The sequence below is a fragment of the Pantoea sp. CTOTU50773 genome (assembly GCF_032082325.1).
GTDB lineage: Bacteria > Pseudomonadota > Gammaproteobacteria > Enterobacterales > Enterobacteriaceae > Pantoea > Pantoea communis.
Genome location: NZ_DAMDQC010000248.1, coordinates 1 through 3,974, shown reverse-complemented (window position 1 = coordinate 3,974; position 3,974 = coordinate 1). Strand labels below are relative to the sequence as shown.

Here is a 3,974-nt window from a genome sequence, read left to right as displayed (position 1 = left end):
TCGCAGGAAGAGTTTTTCCATACCTTTAACGCCCTGCTGGAAGGCAATCAGCAGATCATTTTGACCTCGGATCGCTATCCTAAAGAGATCAATGGTGTTGAAGATCGCCTGAAGTCGCGCTTTGGCTGGGGATTAACCGTCGCGATCGAGCCGCCTGAGCTGGAAACGCGTGTGGCGATCCTGATGAAGAAAGCGGATGAAAACGATATCCGCCTGCCGGGAGAAGTCGCCTTCTTTATTGCCAAGCGTCTGCGCTCCAATGTGCGTGAGTTGGAAGGTGCGCTGAACCGCGTCATCGCCAATGCCAACTTTACCGGCCGCGCGATCACCATCGATTTCGTGCGCGAAGCGCTGCGGGATTTGCTGGCGCTGCAGGAAAAGCTGGTCACCATCGATAACATCCAGAAAACGGTGGCCGAATACTACAAGATCAAAGTCGCGGATTTACTGTCGAAGCGCCGTTCGCGCTCGGTGGCACGTCCGCGTCAGATGGCAATGGCAATGGCGAAAGAGTTGACCAACCATAGCCTGCCGGAAATTGGCGATGCGTTTGGTGGCCGCGATCATACCACCGTGCTCCATGCCTGCCGTAAAATTGAGCAGTTGCGTGAAGAGAGCCACGACATCAAAGAAGATTTCTCTAACCTCATTCGAACATTATCTTCCTGACGCATATGAAATTTATTGTAGAACGTGAGCAGTTGCTGAAACCACTGCAACAGGTTAGCGGCCCGCTTGGTGGACGCCCGACCTTACCGATCCTCGGAAATTTACTGTTGCAGGTGAGTGAAGGCGTACTGCGTCTGACCGGCACCGATTTGGAAATGGAGATGGTGGCCCGCGTTGCATTAACGCAGCCCCACGAGCCCGGTGCGACCACCGTGCCCGCGCGTAAATTCCTCGATATCTGTCGCGGTTTGCCAGAGGGGGCGGAAATTAGCCTGACGCTGGAAGGTGACAGAATGCTGGTGCGTTCTGGCCGTAGCCGTTTTTCCTTATCGACGCTGCCCGCCACTGACTTCCCTAATCTGGATGACTGGCAGAGCGAGGTGGAATTCACCTTGCCGCAGGCCACGCTGAAACGTCTGATCGAAGCGACCCAGTTCTCAATGGCGCATCAGGATGTGCGTTACTACCTCAACGGCATGCTGTTTGAGACTGAAGGTGAAGAGTTACGCACCGTCGCTACTGATGGTCACCGTCTGGCAGTCTGCTCCATGCCGATTGGCCAGGCGTTGCCTAACCATTCGGTGATCGTGCCACGTAAAGGCGTGATTGAATTAGTCCGTCTGCTGGATGGCGGAGAGACTCCGCTGCAGGTGCAGATCGGCAGCAGCAACATTCGCGCGCACGTTGGTGACTTCATCTTCACCTCTAAGCTTGTTGATGGACGTTTCCCTGATTATCGCCGCGTATTGCCGAAGAACCCGGATAAAGCGCTGGAGGCCGGTTGCGATCTGCTGAAGCAGGCGTTTGCCCGTGCAGCGATCCTCTCTAACGAGAAGTTCCGCGGCGTTCGCATCTATATCACCGAAAATCAGCTCAAGATCACCGCTAATAACCCAGAACAGGAAGAAGCGGAAGAGATGCTGGATGTGTCGTATAGCGGCACTGAACTGGAGATCGGCTTTAACGTGAGTTACGTGTTAGATGTGCTGAATGCGCTGAAATGCGAAAACGTGCGTTTGCTGCTGACCGATTCGGTTTCGAGTGTGCAAATTGAAGACGTTGCCAGCCCAGCGGCGGCATACGTCGTCATGCCAATGCGCTTGTGATCTTATAGCGGGCTAACTTACTCGCTATTTTGCCCCCGGGCAGTGCTCGTCCCTGGTCACATACTTCAGTATGCTCCCAGGGACTGCGCGCTGGCCGTGAGCAAACTAGCTTCGCCGTTAACGCCCTCGATGGCAGGGTTAGGTGAAAACCACTTCTTAATGCGCAGCTGGATTCGTTCATGGCTTTAACCCGCCTCCTGATTAAAGATTTCCGCAACATCGAGCAGGCCGATCTCACGCTGGCACCAGGCTTTAATTTCCTCGTGGGTGCTAACGGCAGCGGTAAAACCAGCGTGCTGGAGGCTATCTACACCCTCGGACATGGTCGCGCATTTCGCAGTTTGCAGGCTGGCCGCGTCATTCGTCACGATCAGGATGCGTTTGTCCTGCACGGACGAATTGAAGGCAGTGAGCGCGAATTGGCCGTGGGGCTGACCAAAAATCGCGCCGGTGATAGCAAAGTGCGCATCGACGGCAGCGACGGTCATAAAGTGGCCGAGCTGGCGCAATTGCTGCCGATGCAGTTGATCACGCCGGAAGGGTTTACTTTGCTCAACGGCGGCCCCAAATACCGTAGAGCCTATATTGATTGGGGATGCTTTCACTCCGCACCCGGTTTCTTCAATGCCTGGAATAATCTACGGCGTCTGATGAAACAGCGTAACGCCGCGCTGAGACAAGTTTCGCGTTACAGCCAAATTCGCCCGTGGGATCAGGAACTGGTGCCGCTGGCCGAACAGATTAGCCAGTGGCGAGCCGAGTACAGTGCGGCGATCTCGAAAGAGATCATCGCTACCTGCAGTCAATTTTTACCAGAGTTTGAGTTGTCGTTTTCGTTTCAGCGCGGCTGGGATAAAGAGAGCGACTTTGCCGAACTGCTGGAACGTAATTTCGAGCGCGATCGCGCGCTCACCTATACCGCCAGCGGCCCGCACAAAGCGGATTTTCGCATCCGTGCGGAAGGCACGCCTGTGGAAGATTTACTCTCACGCGGTCAATTAAAGCTGCTGATGTGTGCTCTGCGTTTAGCGCAGGGCGAGTATCTGACTCGCAGCAGCGGACGTCGCTGTTTGTACCTGATTGATGACTTTGCCTCGGAGCTGGACGATTCGCGTCGTCGGTTGCTGGCCGAGCGCCTGAAAGCCACGCAGGCTCAGGTATTTGTCAGCGCCATTGGTGTCGAACATGTAATCGACATGAGTGACGAAAAGGGCAAGATGTTCCGCGTGGAACAGGGTAAAATAGCGGTTCAACCTGAAGATTAAATGAGCGAGAAACGTTGATGTCGAATTCTTATGACTCCTCAAGTATCAAAGTCCTTAAAGGGCTTGATGCGGTACGCAAACGCCCGGGTATGTATATCGGTGATACCGATGACGGCACCGGTCTGCATCACATGGTATTCGAGGTCGTGGATAACGCAATCGACGAAGCGCTCGCGGGTCACTGTAGTGACATCGTCGTCACCATCCATGCGGACAATTCTGTGTCTGTTCAGGATGATGGCCGTGGTATTCCGACCGGCATTCACCCGGAAGAGGGTGTGTCTGCGGCAGAAGTGATCATGACCGTGCTGCACGCCGGCGGCAAATTCGACGATAACTCGTATAAAGTGTCCGGTGGTCTGCACGGCGTGGGCGTGTCAGTGGTTAACGCCCTTTCGCAGAAGCTGGAACTGACCATTCGCCGCGAAGGTAAAGTGCATCAGCAGATTTACCAGCACGGTGTGCCGCAGGCACCGCTGGCGGTATCCGGTGATACTGAAACCACCGGTACACGCGTCCGTTTCTGGCCGAGCTACGAAACCTTCACCAATGTGGTGGAGTTCGAGTATGACATTTTGGCGAAACGCCTGCGTGAACTCTCCTTCCTGAACTCGGGTGTTTCTATCCGTCTGGAAGACAAGCGTGACGGCAAGAGCGACCACTTCCACTACGAAGGCGGCATCAAGGCGTTTGTTGAGTACCTCAACAAGAACAAAACCCCGATTCACCCAACCGTGTTCTATTTCTCTAACGAGAAAGACGGTATTGGTGTGGAAGTCGCGCTGCAGTGGAACGATGGTTTCCAGGAAAACATCTACTGCTTCACCAACAACATTCCACAGCGCGATGGCGGTACGCACCTTGCGGGCTTCCGTGCGGCAATGACGCGTACGCTGAACGCTTATATGGACAAAGAAGGCTACAGCAAAAAAGC

The 3,974-nt window shown here is 54.5% G+C and carries 4 protein-coding genes; all 4 read left to right on the top strand.

Annotated elements, in window-relative coordinates; translation table 11 throughout:
* On the top strand, positions 1-669 hold a 669-nt coding region (gene dnaA / locus RT340_RS22245; protein ID WP_313377831.1), incomplete at its 5' end, for a chromosomal replication initiator protein DnaA.
* Between the two features lie 5 nt (positions 670-674).
* Complete coding sequence (gene dnaN / locus RT340_RS22240) at positions 675-1,775, top strand: DNA polymerase III subunit beta (protein ID WP_034830010.1); 1,101 nt, start codon at positions 675-677, stop codon at positions 1,773-1,775.
* A gap of 179 nt (positions 1,776-1,954) precedes the next feature.
* Complete coding sequence (gene recF, locus RT340_RS22235; RefSeq protein WP_034830004.1) at positions 1,955-3,040, top strand: DNA replication/repair protein RecF; 1,086 nt, start codon at positions 1,955-1,957, stop codon at positions 3,038-3,040.
* 17 nt (positions 3,041-3,057) lie between these two features.
* On the top strand, positions 3,058-3,974 hold a 917-nt coding region (locus RT340_RS22230; protein WP_313377830.1), incomplete at its 3' end, for an ATP-binding protein.